Source organism: Roseateles hydrophilus (genome assembly GCF_026712245.1).
Lineage (GTDB): Bacteria > Pseudomonadota > Gammaproteobacteria > Burkholderiales > Burkholderiaceae_C > Pelomonas > Pelomonas hydrophilus.
The window spans coordinates 118,960-139,303 of sequence record NZ_JAPPUY010000002.1 but is presented as its reverse complement, the minus strand read 5'-3'; the positions used below and the strand labels follow the sequence as shown (position 1 = coordinate 139,303).

19 protein-coding genes and 1 tRNA gene are annotated in these 20,344 nt (G+C 70.7%); 9 read left to right on the top strand and 11 right to left on the bottom strand.

What is annotated here, in order from left to right:
* Nucleotides 1-7: 7 nt before the first annotated feature.
* The 3 genes from NYO99_RS07850 to NYO99_RS07840 are packed head-to-tail and all read left to right on the top strand — an operon-like array spanning nucleotide 8 to nucleotide 2,732.
* Nucleotides 8-403 carry a GntR family transcriptional regulator gene (locus tag NYO99_RS07850; RefSeq protein WP_268166602.1) on the top strand — a complete coding sequence of 132 codons (396 nt, stop codon included), beginning with the start codon at nucleotides 8-10 and terminating at the stop codon, nucleotides 401-403.
* Nucleotides 400-1,281 (top strand): ABC transporter ATP-binding protein, encoded by an 882-nt coding sequence (locus NYO99_RS07845; protein ID WP_268166601.1) that lies wholly within the window; start codon nucleotides 400-402, stop codon nucleotides 1,279-1,281. The genes NYO99_RS07850 and NYO99_RS07845 overlap by 4 nt, the downstream gene beginning before the upstream one ends.
* A complete protein-coding gene (locus tag NYO99_RS07840; protein WP_268166600.1) occupies nucleotides 1,281-2,732 on the top strand; it encodes a hypothetical protein in 1,452 nt (483 codons plus the stop codon). Before NYO99_RS07845 ends, NYO99_RS07840 begins: the two co-directional genes overlap by 1 nt.
* A 5-nt stretch (nucleotides 2,733-2,737) precedes the next feature.
* Here the strand turns inward: NYO99_RS07840 and NYO99_RS07835 are convergent, their stop codons facing one another.
* Nucleotides 2,738-3,214 carry a flavin reductase family protein gene (locus NYO99_RS07835; protein WP_268166599.1) on the bottom strand — a complete coding sequence of 159 codons (477 nt, stop codon included), beginning with the start codon at nucleotides 3,212-3,214 and terminating at the stop codon, nucleotides 2,738-2,740.
* Nucleotides 3,215-3,272: 58 nt separating this feature from the next.
* On the opposite strand from NYO99_RS07835, the gene NYO99_RS07830 reads away from it, so the two are divergent.
* Nucleotides 3,273-4,226, top strand: coding sequence for a M48 family metallopeptidase (locus tag NYO99_RS07830; RefSeq protein ID WP_268166598.1), 954 nt, complete (start codon nucleotides 3,273-3,275; stop codon nucleotides 4,224-4,226).
* 15 nt (nucleotides 4,227-4,241) lie between these two features.
* Here the strand turns inward: NYO99_RS07830 and NYO99_RS07825 are convergent, their stop codons facing one another.
* Together NYO99_RS07825 and NYO99_RS07820 are read right to left on the bottom strand one after the other, a co-directional pair.
* Nucleotides 4,242-4,874, bottom strand: a complete 633-nt coding sequence (locus tag NYO99_RS07825; RefSeq protein ID WP_268166597.1) for a Crp/Fnr family transcriptional regulator — start codon at nucleotides 4,872-4,874, stop codon at nucleotides 4,242-4,244.
* Between the two features lie 59 nt (nucleotides 4,875-4,933).
* On the bottom strand, nucleotides 4,934-5,602 hold the full coding sequence (locus tag NYO99_RS07820) for a helix-turn-helix transcriptional regulator (RefSeq protein WP_268166596.1): 669 nt from the start codon (nucleotides 5,600-5,602) through the stop codon (nucleotides 4,934-4,936).
* A 292-nt stretch (nucleotides 5,603-5,894) separates the two neighbouring features.
* Between NYO99_RS07820 and NYO99_RS07815 the strand changes: the two genes are divergently transcribed.
* Together NYO99_RS07815 and NYO99_RS07810 are read left to right on the top strand one after the other, a co-directional pair.
* Nucleotides 5,895-6,695 carry a class II glutamine amidotransferase gene (locus tag NYO99_RS07815; protein ID WP_268166595.1) on the top strand — a complete coding sequence of 267 codons (801 nt, stop codon included), beginning with the start codon at nucleotides 5,895-5,897 and terminating at the stop codon, nucleotides 6,693-6,695.
* Between the two features lie 25 nt (nucleotides 6,696-6,720).
* A complete protein-coding gene (locus NYO99_RS07810) occupies nucleotides 6,721-7,965 on the top strand; it encodes a cyanophycinase (protein ID WP_268166594.1) in 1,245 nt (414 codons plus the stop codon).
* Here the strand turns inward: NYO99_RS07810 and NYO99_RS07805 are convergent.
* Genes NYO99_RS07805 through NYO99_RS07795 form a run of 3 tightly spaced genes read right to left on the bottom strand, consistent with a single transcriptional unit; the run spans nucleotide 7,943 to nucleotide 10,893 of the window.
* A complete protein-coding gene (locus NYO99_RS07805; protein WP_268166593.1) occupies nucleotides 7,943-9,106 on the bottom strand; it encodes an acyltransferase family protein in 1,164 nt (387 codons plus the stop codon). The two genes, NYO99_RS07810 and NYO99_RS07805, sit on opposite strands and share 23 nt — an antisense overlap.
* A 60-nt stretch (nucleotides 9,107-9,166) precedes the next feature.
* Nucleotides 9,167-9,859 carry a LytR/AlgR family response regulator transcription factor gene (locus tag NYO99_RS07800; RefSeq protein ID WP_268166592.1) on the bottom strand — a complete coding sequence of 231 codons (693 nt, stop codon included), beginning with the start codon at nucleotides 9,857-9,859 and terminating at the stop codon, nucleotides 9,167-9,169.
* Nucleotides 9,847-10,893 carry a sensor histidine kinase gene (locus NYO99_RS07795; RefSeq protein ID WP_268166591.1) on the bottom strand — a complete coding sequence of 349 codons (1,047 nt, stop codon included), beginning with the start codon at nucleotides 10,891-10,893 and terminating at the stop codon, nucleotides 9,847-9,849. Before NYO99_RS07795 ends, NYO99_RS07800 begins: the two co-directional genes overlap by 13 nt.
* Before the next feature lie 138 nt (nucleotides 10,894-11,031).
* Here NYO99_RS07795 and NYO99_RS07790 point away from each other — a divergent pair, with 138 nt between their 5' ends.
* Entirely contained in the window at nucleotides 11,032-12,192 is a 1,161-nt protein-coding gene (locus NYO99_RS07790) for a GGDEF domain-containing protein (protein WP_268167361.1), read from the top strand.
* 62 nt (nucleotides 12,193-12,254) lie between these two features.
* Nucleotides 12,255-12,797 (top strand): lipocalin family protein, encoded by a 543-nt coding sequence (locus tag NYO99_RS07785; RefSeq protein WP_268166590.1) that lies wholly within the window; start codon nucleotides 12,255-12,257, stop codon nucleotides 12,795-12,797.
* Nucleotides 12,798-12,841: 44 nt separating this feature from the next.
* Here the strand turns inward: NYO99_RS07785 and NYO99_RS07780 are convergent, their stop codons facing one another.
* The 4 genes from NYO99_RS07780 to NYO99_RS07765 form a co-directional block, all read right to left on the bottom strand.
* The gene (locus NYO99_RS07780) at nucleotides 12,842-14,242 is read right to left on the bottom strand and encodes an efflux transporter outer membrane subunit (RefSeq protein WP_268166589.1); all 1,401 of its coding nucleotides are present in this window, start codon (nucleotides 14,240-14,242) and stop codon (nucleotides 12,842-12,844) included.
* 1 nt (nucleotide 14,243) lies between these two features.
* Nucleotides 14,244-17,531, bottom strand: coding sequence for an efflux RND transporter permease subunit (locus NYO99_RS07775; RefSeq protein WP_268166588.1), 3,288 nt, complete (start codon nucleotides 17,529-17,531; stop codon nucleotides 14,244-14,246).
* An 18-nt stretch (nucleotides 17,532-17,549) separates the two neighbouring features.
* A complete protein-coding gene (locus NYO99_RS07770) occupies nucleotides 17,550-18,698 on the bottom strand; it encodes an efflux RND transporter periplasmic adaptor subunit (protein WP_268166587.1) in 1,149 nt (382 codons plus the stop codon).
* A 167-nt stretch (nucleotides 18,699-18,865) separates the two neighbouring features.
* Nucleotides 18,866-19,405: a c-type cytochrome gene (locus NYO99_RS07765; RefSeq protein WP_268166586.1), complete on the bottom strand. Its 540-nt coding sequence runs from the start codon at nucleotides 19,403-19,405 to the stop codon at nucleotides 18,866-18,868.
* Nucleotides 19,406-19,544: 139 nt separating this feature from the next.
* Here NYO99_RS07765 and NYO99_RS07760 point away from each other — a divergent pair.
* Nucleotides 19,545-19,620, top strand: a tRNA-Arg gene (locus tag NYO99_RS07760).
* A 295-nt stretch (nucleotides 19,621-19,915) separates the two neighbouring features.
* Here NYO99_RS07760 and NYO99_RS07755 read toward each other — a convergent pair.
* Complete coding sequence (locus NYO99_RS07755; protein ID WP_268166585.1) at nucleotides 19,916-20,176, bottom strand: helix-turn-helix transcriptional regulator; 261 nt, start codon at nucleotides 20,174-20,176, stop codon at nucleotides 19,916-19,918.
* Nucleotides 20,177-20,344 lie beyond the last annotated feature (168 nt).

Sequence of the window (20,344 nt, the reverse complement as noted above, 5' to 3'; positions counted from 1 at the left end):
AGTACACATGGATCCCACCCACTTCGTCCACATCAACACCGGCTCGCCCGAGCCCATCTACCGCCAGCTCATCGAGCAGGTGAAGCGCCGCGTGGCGGCCGGGCAGCTGAAGGCGGGCGACGAGATCCCGTCGGTGCGCGAGCTGGCCCAGGCGCTGGCCGTGCACCCCATGACCATCTCCAAGGCCTATTCGCTGCTGGAGAGCGACGGCGTGCTGGAGCGCCGCCGCGGCCTGTCCATGGTGGTGGCCGCCCAGCATCAAAAGGCCCAACCCACCGCCGACCGCGTCGAGCTGCTGCGCCCGACGCTGGAGAAGGCCGCCGCGGAGGCGCGGCAACTGGAGCTGTCCAAGGCCCAGGCCCTGCAGCTGTTCAAGACCATCCTCGACGAAAGCGCCCCATGACGCATTTCCCGCATACCGACTCCCCGAGCGCCGAGCTGAAGGGCATCCAGCTCGCCTACCCCAAGGGCCCCGCCGTGCTGAACGGCCTGGACTGGCAGCTGCTGCCCGGCCAGGTGGTGGGCCTGCTGGGCCGCAACGGCGCCGGCAAGACCACGCTGCTGGAAACCCTGCTGGGTCTGCGCGAGCCCGATGCCGGGCGCGTGCATCTCCTCGGCCAGGATGTGCAGCATCTGGACGACGCCACCCGCGCCCGCATCGGCTATGTGCCGCAGCACAGCGACCTGTTCGAGGGCTTCACGCCGGCCCAGCTGCTGGCCTATTTCAAGAGCTTCTACCCGCGCTGGAACGACGCCAAGGTCGAAGGCCTGATGTCGCGCTGGGACATCCGCGCCGAACAGCCCATTCGCAAGCTCTCCGGCGGCCAGAAGCAGCGCCTGTCCATCATCCGCGCGCTGGCCCACGAGCCCGACCTGCTGGTGCTGGACGAGCCCGTCGCCAGCCTGGACCCCGCCGGCCGGCGCGACTTCCTGCGCGAGCTGGTGGGCGAGGTGCTGGACCGCGGCGCCACCGTCGTGTTCTCCACCCACATCCTGTCCGACCTGGAGCGCGTGGCCTTCAACGTCGCCTTCCTCACGCAGGGCCGCATCGCGCTGCAGGCGCCGCTGGACGAGCTGCTGGACCAGGTGTGCGCCTTCACCGGCAGCGTCACCGAGATGGCCGCGCTGATGGCACGCCTGAACGCACAGCCACTCAAGCGCACACCGCTGGAGGCCGGCCGCGAGCGCGTGCTGGCGCGGCTGCCGGCCGGCGAGGCCGTGCCCGGCGGCGTGGCGGTGGACCCTGTGAACCTGGACGACCTGTTTGCGGAGCTGACCTGATGAACGCCACGGCCCGCTATTCCCAAGTGCTGCTGGCCTTTTGGCGCCAGGGGCAGTTCCTGTCGCGCTGGGGGCGCATCGTGGTCGCCGCGCTGATGCTGCTGATCTGCGTGGGGGGCGCACTCTGGCTGCCGACCGCACTGGCGTGGCGCGTGCCACTGGGCTGCCTGGTCGTCATCGTGCTGAGCACCTGGATGGCGATGGCCATGAGCCTGCAGGAACAGAACCAGCCCACGGCGGCGCGCACGGTGCCCGGCCATGTGCGCACGCTCAGGCGTGCCGCGCTGGCTGGCTGGGCCACCAGCACCCTGCTGTTCACGCTGCTGGGCTGGGCGCTGGCACCGATTCATCAGATGCTGCCCCTGCTGCTGTGCAGCGGCTTCCTCGCGACCTTTTTGCTGTGGACGACCCGGCTGGTGTGGCTGTGGTTGATGATGATGCTGATCTCGCCGCTGAGCGTGGCCTTCGGCCAACACCTGGCGCCGCTGCGGCAACTGATCGCCACGCTGTGGGAGACCCAGACCTTCGGCGTGCTGACGCTGTGCCTGCTCTTTCAGGCCTGGCTGGTGATGCGGGCCTTCGCCGACGGCAGCGCCAAGCACCAGGCCCGCTATGCCAGGCTGATGCTGATGCGCCGCGTCATGCAGATGCAGATGGAGGGCAAGGCGCCGGCCATCCACTCCTGGGCCCCGTTCGAGTGGCTGGGCAGGCCCTATGTGCGCATCCTGTCGGCCTGGTTGCAGCATGTGCTGGCCCGTGCCGACAACACCTGCCTGCGCAGCGTCATGGCGCGCGCCGAGATCGTGTTGCATGGCCAGCAGCACTGGCTGCGGGTCGCGCTGGCGATGGGCACCATCCTGGCCCTGGTGCTGATCGCGTTCACGCTGGTGCTCGCAAGCACGGGCGCCCAGCTGGGTGTGGTGCTCAAACATGGCAGCTTCGGCATGGGCATCGGCATCGCCAGCGCGGGTTTCAGCACGGCGTTCACGCTGTCGTACACGCTATGGGGCAGCCGCCGCGAGCAGGCCTTGCTGCGCCTGCTGCCGGGCATGCCGCAGGGCCGGGCGGTCAACATCGCGATCGCGCGGCTGCAATGGCGGGACTTCGTCGTCGCCGGGCTGCTGACCACGGCCTTGCTGTTCGCGCTGGGCTTGGCCGCCGGCAACCAGCTGCTGCTGAGCCTGCCACTCGCTGCGCTGCCGGTGGCCGCCTTCATGCTGACGCGACGCCCGGCGCTGCTGCGCGCGCCCACCAGCATGACGGCCGTGGCCCCCAGCTTCGCCTTTCTCACGCTGGCCGGCATCTGCCACACCCTGGCGGCCGAGCAGATCGTGCCCTTGTGGATGCAGGGGCTGGCGCTGACCGGCCTGACGGCCGCACTGCTGGCCTGGCGCTGGCCCCGGCTGGCCGCTGCGCCCTCGGCCTTGCCGGCCGGGCGGCTGGTGGCCTGACAGACTCAGATCGGCAGCTCGGTGAAGTAGCGCCCGCCGTGGAAGATCAGCGGCTGCGCCCCCGGCCGCGAGGTGCAGCGCTCCACCTCGCCGACGAAGATGACGTGGTCGCCCTCCTCGTAACGGCTGCGGTTGGCGCACTCAAAGGTGGCCACGGCGCCGTCCAGCACCGGCGCGCCGCCGGCGCCCTCGCGCCAGGCCACACCGGCGAAACGGTCGATGTCGCGCGTGGCGAAGCGCTGGGCCAGCTCCTTCTGGTCGGCCGCGAGGATGTTGATCGCGTAGTGCGAACCGTGCGTGAAGGTCGGCAGCGAGCCGGCGCGGCGCGCCAGGCTCCACAGCACCAGCGGCGGGTCCAGTGACACGGAGTTGAAGGAATTGGCCGTCAGCCCCACGAGGCCGCCGTCCGCCGAGCGCACGGTGATGACGGTCACGCCGGTGGCGAACATGCCGAGGGCGGCGCGGAAATGCTGGCTATCCATGGCGGGATTGTCGCCAGTCCTACGGCAGCTGCCATACAGCCACCGCACAATGACGGCCATGCACGCCAACGACTTCATCGTCCACGACGACCTGCGACTGCCCCACCTGCCGCAACGCCAGTTCGGCGCCTGCGCCGACTGCGCCGCCGGCCGCTGCGCGCCGCCCCGCCAACGCGGGCGGCGGCTGTTCACTGGTTTGCTGGGTGCGGCCGCCCTCACACCGGCCTGGGCACGCGAAGGCGTGGAGGTCGGCGAGAAGAGCAAGTTCACCGGCCTCGTCTCGGCCGAGCAGTTGGAGAAGGCCGGCGGCCAGCAGTACGCGCAGATGATGACCCAGGCCAACCAGCAGCGCGGCCTGGCACCCATGAACCACCCGCAGGTGCAGCGGCTGCGCTACATCGCCCAGCGCATCATTCCGCACAGCTACGAATGGAACGAGCGCGCGCGTCAGTGGAAGTGGGAGGTCAACCTGCTGGGCGACGCGCAACTCAACGCCTTCTGCATGCCGGGCGGCAAGATCGCGTTCTATTACGGCATCCTCGAAAAGCTCAAGCTGGAGGACGACGAGGTCGCCGCCATCATGGGCCACGAGGTGGCGCACGCGCTGCGCGAGCATGCGCGGGAACGCGTGGGCAAGTCGGTCGTCACCAACGGCATCGTCGAGCTGGGCTCGGCGCTGCTGGGCCTGGGTGACCTGGGCCGCTACGCCGCCGGTCTGGGCGGCCAGTTGCTGAGCCTGCGCTTCGGCCGCGAGGACGAGAGCGAGGCCGACCTGGTGGGCATCGAGCTGTCTGCCCGCGCGGGCTATGACCCGGCGGCGGCCGTGCGGCTGTGGGAAAAGATGATGGCCGCCAGCAAGGGTGCGCCGCCGCAGTGGCTGTCCACCCACCCGGCCAACGCAACGCGCATCCGCGACATCCAGGCCAACCTGCCCAAGGTGGCGGGCCTGTACGAGCGCGCGCCACGGCCCGACAAGCGCTTCCCCGTCGCGCCGCCACTCAAGGCGGGCTGACAGGGCCGCGCGGCGTCACCAGCGCGCTGGCAGGTTTTTCAGCCGCTCGTACTGGCCGGCCGCCACGCGGCGCAGGTAGCCGCCCAGCTCCAGGTCCTTGACGAGCTTGGACACCATCTCGCGCGAGCAGCCCAGGCGCTGCGCCATGCCCTGGTGCGTGAGCTCCAGATGGCGGCCGTCCTGCGTCATCTCGTCCACCAGCGCGCGCAGGCGGCCGTAGACGTCGTTGAGCGCCAGCTGCTTGGTCGACAGCGTCGCCGCGCGCGCACGGCGGATGACCTTGGTGAGCAGCTCGAACGCAAACTCGGGGTGCTCGCTGATGTGCGTCAGCAGGCTGGCGCGCGTGACCATCACCAGCCGGCTGCCAGCCTCGGTGATGACGCTGGCCGAGCGCGGCCCGCCGTCCAGGCTCATCTCGCCGACGTACTCGCCGGGGCCGTAGATGCCGTAGGTGATCTCGCGTCCGCGCGCATCGCTGCTGTAGGCCCGCAGCGAGCCGGACAGGATCAGGTAGAGGTTGTCGCCCACCGAGCCTTCCTCGATCAGCACCACACCCTTGCGGTAGCTGCGCGCGATGCCCCGTGCCGCCAGCAGGCGCAGCGAGGTGGGCAGGGACAGGAGTTCGTTGTCGAGAGGTTGGTCAGCCATCCGGGCGTGGCAGCGGGCAAGAGGCCTCGCTGCGACGCGGCGGATGTTAGTTCACCAGATCAGTTGACCTGCTTTTGCGGCCGTAGCGACGACACCAGCGGCGGCAGCAGCGCCAGCTGGCGCATCAGGTCGCCAATGCTGTCAGCACCGCTCTTGGCGCGGATGCTCTGGATCTGGCTGCGCACCGTGGAGATGGCCACGCCCTGGCGCTGCGCCACCTCGGTGGGCTTGACGCCGTTGGACAACGCCTTGAGCACCTCGGTCTCTGCCGGCGTCAGCTGGTAGCGCAGCGCGAACCACTGCGCGGCCAGGTCGCCGCACAACTGGCGGCGCTCCAGGATCAGCAGCACGGCTGCCTGGCTGACGTCGCGATTCAGCGGCACCACCACGACGTTGGCGCGCCCGCATTCGGCGCGCTCGTCGCCCAAGCGCAGCAGGCAGCGGCGCCCGCCGGCCTCGGCACCTTCCAACGCCTCGGCGAAGGGCACGGCGTCGGTCAGCAACCGCGCGCGCAGATGCGGGCCGACCAGTTCCAGCGGGTGGTTGTCGTCCAGCGTGGACCGCGCGGCCAGGTTGGCATGCAGCACACGGCCCGCGCCGTTCAGCAGCACGACGCCGTGGTCCAGCTCCTCCAGCACCAAGCCCAGCCACTGGCTGGAGAGCGAGGCGGCCTGGCGGCGCTCCTCGCGACGACCCGGGGCCTGGCCCGGCTGCACAAACTCACTCATCCACACGGCTGCACTCCTTGCCCGCCTTCCCTCAGCGGACTTCCATAAAGCGTAGGAGAGCAGGTTCGCCGGCTGTCGTAAATGTTGCGGAATGTGTTTGTGAAGGAATCACCGACCAGCGTCGGCTGCAGCAAACGTCACACAGAACTAGGGATTGCGGGCCCTGCGCAACGCGGTGCGTGCAATAAAACACGGCCGCATGAGCTCATGCGGAAAGTTGGCTGGGCAGAACGGTCATCCGGCATCAGACTGGCTGCGTTGATCTGTCATCTGCACTGCCCCGACGCCGCCGATGTGTGAGCTCTTCGCCCTCAACAGCCGCCTGGCCGCCGCCGCCCACTTCTCGCTGAGCGGCTTTGCGGCGCGCGGTGGCCGCACGGCAGACCATGTCGACGGCTGGGGCGTGGCCTTCCATGCCGGTGAGCACTGCGAGGTGATCGTGGAGGACCAGCCGGCCGCCGAATCGGCCCTGGCTTCGCACTACGGCCGCCATCCGGTGCCGGCCCGCAATATCGTGGCCCACATCCGCAAGGCCACGCAGGGCGTGCGTGCGCTGGAGAACTGCCACCCCTTCCGCCGCGACTGGGCCGGCCGCAGCTGGGTGTTTGCCCACAACGGCGACCTGCAGGACTTCCACCCCGACCTGGACGGCAGCTTCACGCCCGCCGGCCAGACCGACAGCGAGCGCGCCTTCTGCTGGCTGATGCAGCGCCTGCAACAGCGCTTCGGCCACCGGCTGCCTGATTGGCCCGAGCTGGCCGCCACGCTGGCGCCCTGGCTGCATGAAGTGGCCGAGCACGGGCGCTTCAACCTGCTGCTGACGGACGGACGCGCCATGCTGGCCCATGCCTCCACCCGGCTGCACTGGCTGCGACGCCAGGCGCCGTTCCGCCAGGTGCAGCTGCGCGACGGCGGCCTGAGCCTCGACCTCGCGCTGCTGAACGGCCCGCGCGACCGCATGACGCTCGTGGCCACCGAGCCGCTGACGCACGACGAGGACTGGCAGGCGTTTCGGCCGGGCGAGGTGCGGGTGTTTGCGCAGGGCGACTGCGTTTTCATGAGCGAGGGCATCCGCACGCCGGCAGCGGCCTGAACCGTTCTGCTGCCAATATGGCGGCATGACGCGCTTGCTCCCGTTGATCTCTTTGCGAATGGCCGCCGTGGCGGCCCTGTTTCTCCACCTCGCCGCGCAGGCCGGCACGGCCATCGTCATCGGCGGCGCCACCAAGAGCGACAACGACGCCGTTTGGCAGCGTGTCGTCGACGAGGCGGGCGGCCCGGGCGCACGCATCGCGGTGTTCGCCACGGCCGCCGCCAACCCCGAGCGCGCGGCGGGGCTGATCGTCGCGTCACTGAACCGCCGCGGTGCGCAGGCCGAGGCCATTCCCGTGACACCCCGGCAGAAGGACGTGGACTGGCAGGCCCACCTCAACGACCCGGCGCTGATCGCCAAGGTGGCGGCGTCCACCGGCGTGTTCTTCTCCGGCGGCGCGCAGGAGTACATCGTCGACACGCTGCAGCCCGGCGGCGAGCCGACGGCGATGCTCAAGGCCATCCGCCAGGTGGTGGACAAGGGCGGCGTCGTGGCCGGCACCAGCGCGGGGGCAGCCATCATGAGCCGCGTGATGTTCCGCGATGCGCCGGACAACCTGCAGATCCTCAAGGGCCTGTGGCGCGAGAAGCGCGAGTACGACCAGGGCCTGGGCTTCGTGGACGCGGGCCTCTTCGTCGACCAGCATTTCCTCAAGCGCGGCCGCATCGGGCGCCTGCTGCCGGCGATGCGGGCGCTGGGCTACACGCTGGCGCTGGGCATCGAGGAGAACAGCGCGGCCGTCATCAAGGGCCGGCAGGTCGAGATCATCGGCGCGCGCGGTGCGGTGCTGGTGGATCTGTCCGAGGCCACGAGCGACCCGCGCCTGCCGGCCTTCAACCTGCGCGGCGCGCAGCTCAGCTACCTGGACCGCGGCGACCGCCACGACCTCGCCACCGGCCTCACGACGCCGGCCGCCCACAAGCTGCGCGACCAGAAGATCGACCCCGCCGCCGCCGACTACCGGCCGGCGCTGCAGTTCGACCACTACTTCCTCGACATCCTGGCCGACAACACCCTCGTCACCGCCATGGCGCACCTGCTGGACACGCGCTCGCCCGAGGTGCGCGGCCTGGCCTACCGCGTGCGGCCGCGGCCGGGCGACCTGGCGCCGGAGCTGGGCTTCGAGTTCCGGCTCTACAAGGGGCCGGGCACGGTCGGCTGGTTCAGCAACGCGCTGGGCGGCGACGACTACACGGTGCTGAAGGTGCGGCTGGACGTGACGCCGGTGCGCATGGCCGCGCCGCTGTTCACGCCGCTGCTGCCGAACTGACGACCGGGCCGGCCACCCGCGGCCGGCGCTGGATGCCCAGCAGCAACGCCAGCCCCGGCACGCGGCGCGCGCCCAGGTAGGCCAGCGCGCAGACCGCGAAGGTCAGCACGATCAGCAGCAGCGCCTCCAGGCCCCAGGGCAGTGCCAGCGGCTTCAGGGCCTGCGTCAGCAGCACGATGACGCTCTGGTGCAGGATGTAGAGGCAGAACACCGCCGCGGCGGCCTGGCGCAGCCAGGGCGTCTCGCGCGGGAAGGCGCGCTGCGCCCAGCCACAGCAGGCCACGATGGCCCACCACGTCAGCGCGCCGCGCAGCGTGCGGGCGGCCACCAGCACGGCGTCGGGCGGCGCCGCGTCTGCATAGCGGGCATTGAAGGCCAGCAGCGCGGCCCAGGTCGCGAGCGACACCCAGCGCAGCCGCAGCGCCGCCGGCCACAGGCCTTGCGCCAGCGGCGTACGGCTGGCCCAGCCGACGGCGAACACGAAGCCGTACTGCAGGTGGTTGTAGAGGTCGTGCACGAGGTCGTGCGTGGTGGGCCAGTGCGACATGACGGTCACGCGCAGCAGCGCCAGCGGCACTGCGGGCGCCAGCAGCCAGCCCCAGGTGGGCAGCGCTATGGCCCGCGGCTTCAGCTTCAGCGACGCGAGCGCGGCGCCCACGACCGCGTAGACCCACAGGTAGGGCAGGAACCACAGGTGGTTCCAGGTCGGCACGTCCAAGCAGTCGTCGCCGCGGCACAGCGCACCGCCCTTCACGTAGCGCGCCCAGAAATCCAGATAGCCGCCGTCGCCCGGCAGCAGCTCGGGCGCCTGCGTCAGCACCTCGAAGTAGGCCTGCGGCGTGACGATGACGACCATGCCGAACAACAGCGGCAGCAGCAAGCGCCGCGAGCGGTCCTTCAGCGTGCCGAGCACGCCGTGCTTCGCGAACAGGCCGTGGCAGGCCGCGCCGGCGATGAGGAACAGCAACGACAGCCGCCACGGCGAGCTGAGCTGCATGAAGGGCTCCAGCGTGCTGCTGGTGGCGGCGCTCTTCACGTGCCAGTCCCAGGTCACGTAGTACATGCCGACGTGGTACGGGATCAACAGCGCAAAGGCGGCGACGCGCAGGCCGTCGAGGAAGGGCAGGCGTGGTGTGTTCATGGCCCGCAGCGTCGCCGGCCCGGCCGTGCGGCGCGATGGCGGCGGGGCGAGTGGCGGGCGCTAGGGGGTGAACGCGTCCAGCACGTCGCGGTAGCCGCGCGACACGCGCAGCACTTCGCCGCCCGCCAGCGTCAGCAGCGCCTCGCCACTGGCCAGGCGTTCGATGCGCTGCACATGCGCCGGGTTGACGGCGTGGCTGCGGTGCACGCGCAGGAAGCGCGCGGCCCAGCCGGGGCGTGCCAGCGCGTCGGCCAGCGTGGCGCGCTCCAGCAGGCTGCGCGGCGGCAGGTGCAGCTCGATGTAGTTGTCGGCCGCCGAGATCCACGGCACGTCAGCCAGCTTCACGCGCTCGCCGCCCACCCACCACTCGCCCACCGGCGCGGGCGGCTGCGCCAGGCGCTCGCGCACGCGGGCCAGCGCAGCGGCCAGGCGCTCGGGCGTGTAGGGCTTGAGCAGGTAGTCCAGCGCCGCGAGCTCGAAGGCCTGCAGCGCGTGCTCGGCGTGCGCGGTCGAGAAGATGACGCTGCGCACGCCCCGCTCGCGCAGCGCGGCGGCCAGCTGCACACCGTTGCCGCCGGGCATCTCGATGTCCAGCAGCGCGAGGTCGGGCGGCGCGGCGAGCGTCTGCACCAGGGCCAGCGCGGCCGGCGCGTCGGGCGCCTCCAGCAGCTCGGCCACGTCGGGCTGGGCGGCCAGCAACCGGCGCAGCCGGGCGCGCGCGGCGGGTTCGTCGTCGACGATCAACACGCGCACGGCAACTCCACAACCAGGCTCATGCCGCGGCCATCGGGCCCGAGCCGCACGCTGGCCGCGCCGCCGTAGCGTGCCGCCAGCCGCTCGCGCAGGTTGCGCAGGCCCAGGCCGCCGTCGGGGTCGGGCAGCGACGCGGGCACGGGCGTGTCGCCGTGGTTGCTGACGCGCAGCGTCAGGCGCTCGCCGTCGCGCGCCGCCGCCACGATGACCTCGACACGGCCGCGGTGCCGCGCCACGTCGTGCTTGACGGCGTTCTCCACCGGCGCGAGCAGCAGCAGCGCTGGCAGCCGGCAGGCCAGCGCCGCGTCGTCGGCGTCGAGGCGCACCACCAGCCGCTCGGGCCCGAAGCGCGCCTGCATCAGCGCGAGGAAGGGCTGCACCAGCGCCAGTTCCTCGCGCAGCGTGTGCTCGGCGCGCTGCTGCGCGGCCAGCGTCTGGCGCAGCAGATCGGCCAGCTGGCACAGCAGCCGGTCGGCGCGAGGCACGTCCTCGTACATGACCGAGGAGATCAGGTTCAGCGTGTTGAACAGGAAGTGCGGCTGCACCTGGTCGGCCAGGCGCGCCAGGCGCAGCTCGGCCAGCTCGCGGCGCGCGCGCTCGGCCGCCTGCGCCATCCAGACGCCGCGCGAGATCAGGCAGAAGCTGAGGTAGCTGACCGCATCCTTGCCGCCCTCGTAGACGAGCAGCGTGGGGATGTCATCGGGGCGGTAGCTCGCGCCGACAAGCGCATAGACCAGCAGGCGCAAGCCGAACATGCCGGCGATGTGCAGCACGCTGAAGACCGGCAGCGCCACCGCATGCGCCAGCAGCTGCCGCGGCCAGGGCTGTCCCTGCAGCCGGCCGACGAGGGCGTGCACACCCAGCGCCAGCGCGCCGATGACGAAGACCGAGCTGAACTCCCACAGCAAGGGCTCCCACGGCTGCGTGCCGCCGCCCAGCCGGTAGGCCTGCAGCGCCGACGCGCTCAGCAGCCCGCCGACGACGGTCAGCAGCGCGACGTAGGGCAGGCGCCAGCGGCGCGGCAGGATGGGCATGCCGCAGTGTGCCCCGCCGCCACGGCACCACCCGCGCCGTTCGCCCCACCGGCCCTGCCATTCGCCCCGGCGGCTGCGGGCTCCTAGACTGCGCATGCCGGCGCGGCTGCGGCGGCAGGAGGGCCGACCGTGCTGGACATGCTGGAGTTGCGCACCATCAGCGGCGTCACCGGGGTGATGGGCTGCCTGATGGCGCTGGTGATGTTCTTCCAGCGCCGCAGCTATCCGCCCACCATCCACGGGCTGGGCCACTGGACGGCCGCGCCGTTGCTGGCGTTCGCGTCGGCCGTGCTGTTCACGCTGCGCGGCGTGGTGCCCGCGCTGCTGTCGGCCGGGCTGGCCAACGCGCTGCTGTTCGCGGCGGCTGCCACCTTCCTGGCGGGCAGCTGCCGCTTCTTCGGTCAGCCGCTGCCGGCCCGAGCCACGGCGCTGCTGTGGCTCGCCGGCGCGGCCACGCTGGTGTTCATGAGCCTGTTCAGCGGCCACTACGGCTGGCGCGTGCTGTTCATGGGCCTGCTGCTGAGCGGCGTGGGCGCCTGGCATGCGGCCGTCGTCTGGCGCCAGCCGGTGCACAGCTTTGCGACGCGCTTCACCGGCACCGTGCTGGCCATCAGCAGCACCATCACCCTGGCCCGCGCGGTCAGCGCGCCGTTCGCGCCGCCGCAGGAGGGGCTGTTCACGCCCGCGCCCATGCAGATGATGTACCTGCTGGGCCTGGCCTTCGGCACGCTGCTGACCAGCATCGGCACGGTGCTGATGGCGGCCGAGCACCTGCGCCGCGAGCTGGAGCGCCTCATCACGCACGACAGCCTGACCGGCGCGCTGACGCGCCGCGCCCTGTTCACCACCGGCGAGGCCGAGCTGGCGCGCGCACGGCGGCAGGGCCGGCCGCTGGCGGTGCTGATGCTGGACCTGGACCACTTCAAGCAGATCAACGACGCGCACGGCCACCGCGTGGGCGACCGCGTGCTGGTGGACTTTGTGGCCCGCGCGCATGCGGTGCTGCGCCGCCCGGCCGTGCTGGGCCGCTATGGCGGCGAGGAGTTCGTCGCGCTGCTGCCGGACACCGACATGGGCCAGGCGCTGGCCGTGGCCGAACGCCTGCGCACCAGCGCCTGCGTGGACGCGCACCTGCCCCCCTGTAGCGTCAGCATCGGCGTGGCGACTGCGCTGCCGCAGGACACGCTGGACGCCCTCATCAACCGCGCCGATGCCGGGCTTTACGAGGCCAAGGCGCAGGGTCGCAACCGGGTGGCGCAGGCGCCGGCGGCTGACGGCCCGCCACCGCGACGGCACTGACGCGACACGTGCTTGGCCCGCCGCCACGGACAATGGCGGCTCCACTGCCAGCCCCTCACGCCATGCTGCTTCACACCGCCCGACGCGCCTTCGCCGCTGCCCTGGCCAGCGCCGCGTGCATCGGCACGGCCACCGCCGAGCCGGCCCCGCTGCCCACTGTCGCGCAGGTGGACCTGGCCCGCTACGCCGGCGCCTGGTACGAGATCGCGCTGCTGCCCAACCGCTTCCAGAAGCAGTGCGTGGCCGACACGCAGGCGCGCTACCGCCTGGACGGCGCGCGCGTGCAGGTGATCAACCGCTGCCGCATGGCCGATGGCCGCGTGGACGACATCACCGGCCATGCCAAGGTCGTCGCCGACAGCGGCAACGCCAAGCTGCGCGTGAGCTTCTTCTGGCCGTTCTATGGCGACTACTGGGTGCTGGCGCTGGACGCCGACTACCGCCACGTGCTGGTGGGCGCGCCCAGCCGCAAGTACGCGTGGGTGCTGTCACGCACGCCGCAGCTGGACGAGGCCACGCTGCAGGCGCTGCTGGACCGCGCGGCCGCGCTGGGCTTCGACAAGGCCGCCTTCCAGCGCACGCCGCAGACGCAGCCGCTGGACTGAACACTGGCGAACAGCGGGCGCGCGCGGCGCCCGCCCGGTCGGCGTCAGGGTGCCGTCAAGCGCGCCGCAAACGCCTTGTGCACCGCCAGCAGCGCGGCGGCGCGCTGGGTCTGCACCTGGATCAGCGCGTCGGCCGCGGCCAGGCGCTCCTGCTCGGCACTCAGCAGCGCGTAGAAGTCGGTCACGCCGGCGTCGTAGCGCTTGAAGGCCAGGTCGCGGGCACGCACGGTGGCCTCGGCGGCCTGGGCCTGGGACACGGCCTGCAACTCGGCCTCGCGCAGCGTGGACAGGCTGCCCTGCGCGTCCTGCAGCGCGACAAGCTGCGCCTGCTCTGCGGCCGCCACGGCCCCTTCGAAGCCGGCGCGGGCAGCGCGCTCCTCGGCGGCGCGGGCGCCAAAGTCGAGAAAGTTCCAGTTCAGCGCGGCGGCCAGGCTGTGCACGCGCGTGGCGCTCTTGAACAGGTCCTCGGCACGGCCGGTGCTCCAGCCGATGGAGCCCGACAGGCCGATGCTGGGCCAGCGCGCGGCCCAGGCCACCTGGGCGCGCGACGCAGCGGCCTGCGCGCGCGTGGCGGCGGCCTTCACGTCGGGGCGCGCGGCCAGCAGGTCGGCCGGGTCGGGCAACGTGCCGAGGCTGACGAGGCGCGGCTCGGGCATGGCGGGCAGCGGGTCGCTGTCGGCCTTGCCACAGTCGGCCGGCGGCTGGCCGCGCAGCACGTCCAGCTGCAGGCGCGTGAGGCACGCCGCGTTGCGCAGCGCGGGCACGCTGGCGGCGGTCTGCGCGACGAGCGCCTCGGCGCGGGCCTGGTCCAGCGCGGTGTTGCGGCCGGCGCCAACGCGGGCCTTCACGAGGTCCAGCAGCTGGTTCTGCACCACCAGCGTCTCCTGGGCCAGCTTGAGGCGATGGCCCAGGCCGATGAGCTGGGTCTGCAGGTTCAGCGCGGTGCCGGCCAGGCTGAGCTGGGCCGCGTCGCGGTCCAGCGCGGCGCTCTGCGCGTCGTAGCCGGCGGCCTGCGCCGTGGCCGACGCGCGGCCCCACAGGTCGACCTCCCAGCCGGCCGTCGCGTTGACGCCGTAGCTGTTGAAGGTGTTGTACTGGCCCTGGTCATTGGCGGCACGCTGGCGGCTGGCGTTGGCGCCCACGCCGGCGCTGGGCAGGCGCTGGGCGCCGGCCGCGTCGGCCAGCGCCTGGGCCTGCTTGAGGCGTGCGGCGGCGGCGCGCAGGTCACGGTTGTGGGCCAGCACGTCATCAACGACGCGCTGCAACTGCGCGCTATCGACAAAGGCGGCGGTCATCGTCGCGGCGCTGTTGCCGGCCCGCGCGTCGATGGCCGGCAGCTGCGTGAACGCGGCAGGCGCCAGGTTGGCCGGGCCTTGCGACAGGCCGGGCGCGGCGCAGCCGGCCAACAGCGCGGCCGCGGCGAGAAGGGTGAGTTGGGTCTTCATGTCAGTGGCCCTTGTTCGTCGGCACGTCGTCGTCGACACCGGGGTGGAAGGCGTGGGCCGAGGCCTCGACCTGGGCGCGCAGCGCGGCCGCGCGGGCGCGGCGCTTCTCGGTGCCCTTGCGCAGCAGCGCGTAGAACACCGGCGTCAGGAAGATGCCGAAGAAGGTCACGCCCAGCATGCCGCTGAACACGGCGATGCCCATCGCGCGGCGCATCTCGCTGCCGGCGCCGCTGCCCAGGATCAGCGGGATCACGCCAGCGCAGAAGGCGATGGACGTCATCAGGATGGGGCGCAGCCGCAGGCGGCAGGCCTCGATGACGGCATCCGCCACCGAGCGGCCCTTCTCCTCCAGCTCCTTGGCGAACTCGACGATGAGGATGGCGTTCTTGCACGCCAGGCCCACCAGCACGACCAGCGCCACCTGCGTGAAGATGTTCAGGTCTCCCGCCTGCATGAAGGGCGGCAGGTGCGAGATCCACACGCCGAACAGTGCCGACAGGATGCACATCGGCACGATCAGGATGATGGCCAGCGGCAGGCTCCAGCTCTCGTACTGCGCGGCCAGCACCAGCACCACCAGCACGACCGAGAACAGCAGCACGGCGGCGAGCGTCGGGATCTTCAGCGTGGTGCCGGGCACGGCGACGTCGCGGGTCAGGCGGTCCTGGTAGCTGAGGTCGGTGAACTCGTAGCTCATGCCGCGCGGCAGGCCCTTGAGCAGCTGTTCGATCTCGGCCTCGGCCTGGCCCGACGAGAAGCCGGGGTTGGGCGCGCCGTTGATGTCTGCGGCCGGGAAGCCGTTGTAGCGCGTGACGCGCGTGGGGCCGAAGGTGGGCTCCACGCTCATCAGCGAGCCCAGCGGCACCATCTCGCCGGCCTCGTTGCGGGTCTTGAGCTTGGTGATGTCGTCGGCGTGTGCGCGGTAGGGCGCGTCGGCCTGCACGATGACCTGGTAGGTCTTGCCGAACTTGGTGAAGTCGTTGACGTACAGCGAGCCGAGGTTGATCTGCAGCGTGTCGTAGATGTTGGCCAGCGGCACCCCCATCTGCTTGGCCTTGGTGCGGTCCACGTTGGCGAACAGCTGCGGCACGTTGATGTCGTAGTTGGAGTACGGCGTGCCGATGCTGGTCTTGGGGTTGCCGTAGACCTGGCCCAGCGTGCCCCACACGGCGCCGTACAGGGCCTGCTCGCCCTGGCTGCTGCGGTCCTGCACCTGCACCTTGAAGCCGCCCGCAATGCCCAGGCCGTCCACCGGCGGCGGCGGCACGACGAACATGCGCGCGCCCTGGATCTGCTGGATGGCGCCGTTGACCGCGCCGAGGATGGCTTCCTTGCTCTTGTCGGGGCTGGTGCGCTTGTCGAAGTCCTCCAGGCCGAAGAACACGATGCCCTCGTTGGGCGCGGCCGAGAAGCCGGCCACCGACAGGCCGGGGAAGGCCACCGAGTCGACGATGCCGGGCACCTTCAGCGCGATCTCGCTCATCTTGCGGATCACTTCCTCGGTGCGGTCCAGGCTGGCACCGGCCGGCAGCTGGGCCACGCCGATCAGGTACTGCTTGTCCGGCGCGGGCACGAAGCCGCTGGGCAGGCGCGTGAACAGCAGCGCCGTGGCGCCCAGCAGCAGCGCGTAGACCACCAGGGCCGCCGACTTGCGCTTGAGCAGCCCGGTCACGCCGCGGCCGTAGCTCTCGGAGCGACGGTGGAACATGCGATTGAACCAGTGGAAGAAACCACCGAACACGCGGTCCATGCCGCGCGTCAGCGCGTCCTTGGGCGCGTCATGCGGGCGCAGCAGGATGGCGGCCAGCGCGGGCGACAGCGTCAGCGAGTTGAACGCCGAGATCACCGTCGAGATGGCGATGGTGACGGCGAACTGCTTGTAGAACTGGCCCGACAGGCCCGGCACCAGCGTCAGCGGAATGAACACCGCGCACAGCACCAGCGCGATGGCGATGATGGGGCCCGAGACCTCCTGCATGGCTTTCACCGTCGCGGCGCGCGGCGTGAGGCCGTCCTGGATGTTGCGCTCGACGTTCTCGACCACCACGATGGCGTCGTCCACGACGATGCCGATGGCCAGCACCATGCCGAACAGCGTCAGCGTGTTGATGGAGAAGCCCAGCAGCAGCAGCACCGCGAAGGTACCGACGATGGACACCGGCACGGCCACCAGCGGAATGATGGACGCGCGCCAGGTCTGCAGAAAGATGATGACCACCAGCACCACCAGCGCCACGGCCTCGAACAGCGTGCTGACCACCTTCTCGATGGAGGTCTGCACGAAGCGCGTCGGGTCATAGACGATGGCGTAGTCCACGCCCGGCGGGAAGTTGGGCTTGAGGCGCTCCATCGTCGCGCGCACGTTCTCCGAGATCGCCAGCGCGTTGGAGCCCGGCGCCTGGAAGATGGCGATGGCGGCGGCCTCCTTGTTGTTCAGCAGGCTGCGCAGCGCATAGGTGTTGGCGCTGATCTCGACGCGCCCCACGTCGCGCAGGCGCACCATGGCGCCACTGCGGGTGTCGGCGCGCACGATGATGTTGGCGAACTCCTCCTCACTGGCAAGGCGCCCCTGCGTGTTGATGGCGAGCTGGAACTCCGTGCCCTTGGGCGCGGGTGACGCGCCGACGACGCCGGCCGCGACCTGCGAGTTCTGCTCGCGGATCGCGCCCACCACCTCGGAGGCCGTCAGGCTGCGCGCGGCGAGCTTCTGCGGGTCCAGCCAGATGCGCATCGCGTAGTCGCCCGCACCGAAGGTCTGCACCGAGCCCATGCCGGGCACGCGCAGCAGGTCGTCACGCACGTTCAGCGAGCCGTAGTTGCGCAGGTAGAGCGCGTCGCGCGAGTTGTCCGGGCTGACCAGGTGGACCACCATGGTCAGGTTGGGGCTGCTCTTCTCGGTCGTCACGCCGATGGTGCGCACGATGTCGGGCAGACGCGGCAGCGCGCGGTTGATGCGGTTCTGCACCGCCGTCTCGGCCGCCTCGGGGTTAGTGCCGATCTTGAACGTGACCGTCAGGCTCATGCCGCCGTCACCGGTGGCCTGGCTCTCGAAATACAGCACGTTCTCCAGGCCGTTGATCTGCTCCTCCAGCGGCGCAGCCACAGTCTCGGAGATCACGCGCGGGTTGGCGCCGGGGTACTGGGCGCGCACGACCACCTGCGGCGGCGCGACCTCGGGGTACTCGGAGATCGGCAGCAGCGGAATGGCCAGCGCGCCAATCAGGAAGATGAAGAGGGACAACACGGTCGCGAAGCGCGGCCGGTCGATGAAGAAGCGGGAGATGTCCATGATGGGCGAACCTCGCGCTTACTTGGCTGCGGCCGGGGCGGCGGGCGCGGCCGGGATGGGCATGCCCTTGTCGTCCACCTTCAGCACCTGCGGCGTGACCGGCGCGCCGGGCATGGCGCGCAGCACGCCGTCCACGATGACCTGCTCACCCGCCTTCACGCCCTCCACGACACGCATGCCGTCGAGCAGCGCGCCGGGCTTCACCGGGCGCGGCTGCACGATGTTGTTGGCGCCCACGATGAGCACCACCTTGCGGGTCTGGTCCGTCGTGATCGCACGCTCCGGCACGACGACGCCGCTGTAGCTGCCACCGCCGCCGATCTTCAGCCGCGCATACAGGCCCGGCGTGAACTGGCCGCCCTTGTTGTCGAACACCGCACGGGCGCGGATGGACGCCGTGGCGGGGTTGAGGCGGTTGTCGATGAAGTCGAGCTTGCCCACATGCGGGTGGCCCTGCTCGTCGGACAGGCCCATGGCCACCGACACCGTGCCCGGCTTGGCCGCGCGCATGTAGCGCAGGTAGGCCGCCTCGCTGGCGTCGAAGTAGGCATAGACCTTGTCGCTGGACACCAGCGTCGTCAGCACCGCATCACCCACGCCCACCAGGTTGCCCGGCGTCACGTTGGCGCGCGAGGTGCGGCCGCTGACCGGCGCCGTGACGTTGGCGTACTCCACATTCAGCCGTGCCTGCACCAGCGCTGCCTCGGCGCTCTTCAGGCTCGCCTCGGCGCCGCGCTGCGCCGCGCGCAGCTGGTCAATCTCCTGCGGGCTGACGGCGTTGGCGCTGACCAGCTTCTCCGCACGCGCCAGGTCGGCCTTGGCCAGCTCGGCCTGCGTGCGTGCCGCCACCACCTGCGCCTCGGCGCGCGCCACTTCGGCGCGGTAGGCGCGGGCATCGATGGTGAACAGCGGCTCGCCCTTGCGCACGAACTGCCCTTCCTTGAAGCGCACAGCCTCCACGGTACCGGCCACGCGGGCACGCACGTCCACCGTGTCAGGCGCCTCCAGGCGGGCAGTGAACTCCTCGAACTCCTGGATCTCACGCTGCGTGGCCGGCGCCACAGACACGGGCGGCGGGCCGCCCGCATGGCCGGCTTGGCCGCCCTGCTGCTGCCCACAGGCAGCCAGGACGACGAGGAAGGGAAGCGCCAGGCGGTTCTTGGTCATGGAGTACTCCGAAAGCAAGCGCGCGACTCTAGCCAGATCGACTTGCCTGCGAATGAGTGGAAGGCTTAACCGAGTGATGCTGCTGACATTCCTTGTCAACAGCCGGAAAGTGTGAACAACAAAAAGCCCGCTCGAGGCGGGCTTCATGCTGCAAGAAGGTGGGCAACTCAGTTGGCCGCAGACGCTGCCGGCGCCGGCGCCTTGGGCTCGTCGAACTTGGCACCGCCCTGGTTGGCCAGATAGACCACGGCGCGGTTGATTTCAAAGTCGCTGAAATCGCCACCGCCCTGCGCGCCCATGGCGCCCTTGCCCTTCAGCGCCGACGTCAGCAGCGCGTCCACGCCCGTCTTGATGCGCGGGCCCCAGGCTGCGGCGTCGCCAAGCTTGGGCGCACCGGCCGCGCCGCTGGCGTGGCAGGCAGCGCACTGGGCCTGGTAGACCTGCTCGCCGGTCTTCATCGCGGCCGTGTCATTGGCGTCCTTGACTTCCACATGACCGACCGGCGCGATGCGCGCGGCCACCGCCTCGCCCTCCAGCGCGCCCGTGCCGGCGGCCGGCTTGCTGGACGTCGTCACGTAGTTCGCGAGCAGGATGATGAGGATGATGGGCACCACGAACGCGAAGAACACAGCCCAGGCCAGTTGCTTGGGGGTCTTGATCGGGCCGGTGTGGGCGTCGTCGTGGTCGTGGTCGTGGCTGGCGCTCATGGAGTCCTCTTGACTGTCCTCGTCGGTGTTTTTCTTGCAGGCCATCGCGGCGGCCTGCGGCGCGTGAAACCGGTGAATTATGGCAGCGCCCAACCCGTCTCCTGCTGCGGGGAACCCCGCTGCTAGAATGCACGGCTTCGCGCCCGTAGCTCAATGGATAGAGTACTGCCCTCCGAAGGCAGGGGTTGTTGGTTCGATCCCAACCGGGCGCGCCAAACATGACAAGCACTTAGCCTCGCGGCTAGGTGCTTTTTCTTTATCGGTGTCCTAAAAGTGGCCTAAACAGCCCCTGACCGACGGTGCGCAGCCAGGCGACGCACCAGCGCTTGTTGCCACCTGCATGAGCTGCATTGACAACAGGGATGCCCGCGCCACGGCGCAGGCAGCAGGCGCTGGCGCGCAGGACAGAAGAGAACCCGCCCGGCGCTACCGGGCCAGCCGTACCCGCCTACCGACCACTCCCGTGCGGCAGGCTTGAAGGCCCAGCATGTGCTGGGCTGGTAGGCGGCATCAGCGCATCGCGCCCCTAGCTCGGCCGGACTTGTCGCGCAGCGCGAATCGCTCAGCCATCCAGCACCGAACCTCAAGCAAGCTCCACCTGACGGACCGCCCACCCACGATGGCGCTCAGCGGGAACGCCCCCGCTGCCATGAACGAATAGATCGAACTGCGGCTCAAACCCGTGATCGCCATCACCTGGCGCACCGTCAGCAGCACATCGCCGCCAAGGAACTCGGTCGGCAGCTGGGATGACAAGGCGTGACGGTTCATGAGCACCTCGGGGCCAGTGATGCGCCCATTCTTGGATCTACGGCTGACCATCGAGCAGCGGGTTCCACGCCAAATCACCCCCCGAAACCCGCGCACCGCATGCTGACCACCGAATTCATCGCGCCAGCACCGCACGCAGGCCATGCTTGCCGCCTGCGCTGACTTGGC